The sequence below is a fragment of the Allobosea sp. P4_C6 genome (assembly GCF_056402015.1).
Genome location: NZ_JBFUIF010000227.1, coordinates 1 through 1,634 on the forward strand (window position 1 = coordinate 1; position 1,634 = coordinate 1,634).

The 1,634-nt window shown below is 64.3% G+C and carries 2 protein-coding genes; both read left to right on the plus strand.

Features of this window, described 5'->3' with window-relative positions; all coding sequences use genetic code 11:
- Positions 1-90: 90 nt before the first annotated feature.
- Positions 91-603, plus strand: a complete 513-nt coding sequence (locus AC1DVA_RS28175) for an autotransporter domain-containing protein (protein WP_476808097.1) — start codon at positions 91-93, stop codon at positions 601-603.
- A gap of 109 nt (positions 604-712) precedes the next feature.
- Positions 713-871, plus strand: coding sequence for a hypothetical protein (locus AC1DVA_RS28180; protein ID WP_476808098.1), 159 nt, complete (start codon positions 713-715; stop codon positions 869-871).
- The last annotated feature ends 763 nt before the right edge of the window (positions 872-1,634 follow it).

Sequence of the window (1,634 nt, forward strand, 5' to 3'; positions counted from 1 at the left end):
GTGTACCGTCGCGTGGGATCGAACTGCCGCGGTCGGCTTATGAGGTTCTCAATTTGATTGCTAGCGAACCGCACTGGCCCGCTTTTCGCTGTGGAGCGCAGCCTACGGCTCTGCGGGACGTATGGACGGCTCGGTCCGCATCGGCTCGGATCTGCGACTCGACGACGACCCAGTGGACGGCCTAGCCGTCTCAGGCGGGAAGGCGCGCGCATCGCTCAGTGTCGGCTCGGCAGGGTCGACAGCGGCGTATTCCAGGCCGGCGTCTATGGTATGACTAGGCTCGGTCCTATTAATCTGGCGGCGGCGGGCAGCTATGACCGGCTGGACAATGATGTAAGCCGCGCCGTTCCGGAGCTAGGTAACACCTTGCTGTCCTCTTATGTCACCGCGGCCTGGAGCGGGCGGACCCAGGCCAGCGCAAAGCTCGCCAGTTCGGGCGGGTTCACGCTCTCACCGTTGGCGGCACGGCATGCGGTGACCGTCCTCAGCCCGGCCTTCAACGAGCGCGGGCTTCGGCGCAAACGCAGCTGCTCTTTTAATCGCCGCAGCAGCACCACGACGAGCCGCTCCGGGCTCGGCGCCCAACTCGATGCAGAGGCTTAGATCGGAGGCGTGCCGCTTACCGCCTTCGCGCGCCTCCTGGGCGCATTACTTCCAGCGGGAGGCTGAGATCACCGCAGGCCTGATCGTGGTGCTGCCCGGAGCGAGCTCCGTGACACAAGGCACGAGGCCCGCCACCAACGCCGCTCTGCTCGCGGCCGGGCTCGATCCCAGACTCGGTGAGCGGGTCACCATTGGCGTCCGCCTCGAAAGCGAGCTTTCCGCCAACACAAGACCCTGGGCGGAAGCGCTCAGATCAGAATGCTTCTGAAGTTGCAGAGCCGGCATACCGATCTTGTGTTCGCTTAGTCTACCGAACATGCACTTGGCTCAGGTCTGCCTTCCAGCGGCCTTCGCATGTCGGCAACTGGCATCACTCTGCCGTTATCCGCAACGAAAAGAAACTGAGCGCCGCGAGGCCCGGACGGCGCGGAGCATTGATCGGCACATGCGAATCGACGAGGCGCGAGAGCACGGTCTGGCGTAGGCGCGCCCCGAAGGCACATGAATGCGGGATCTAAGGGACTTCGATAAGCTTGAGTAGCCCTCGGTGCGGCCGCTACATCCGCGGCAACGGTCCAACCGGAGGGGGCAGGCATCCGAGGATTCCGCGCTCACAACGAGATAGGCGCTCGGTTAGTTCACACAACGTCCCTGGCGCGGGCCCCCCCCGCGATCCGGCAGTTTTCGATGATCCGGCGTGCACCAATTGCGCCCGATATTCCGTTCGGGCTCGGAACAGCGGGCCCGCTGCCTAGTTGCCTTCAAAGCTGCCGCTCGCCCAGCGCCGCTGTGCGGCGAATAACGTTAGGAGACCCCGTCATGGCAGATGACTCCAGGGCTAGATCTCGGGGTGCCGACAAACCCGTCACTCGCAGACAACGCCAAGCGGTCGAAGTAACGGACGAAGTCATGGAGGCAACCTCGGAGGGCGTCAGTGAATTCGAACAGCTGCTCATCGATGAAATCCAGGCTCGGCCGTTGCGGGCGCTGAGCTGGGCCGCGGCGGCAGGCGTCCTCTTGGGCTTCTGGGC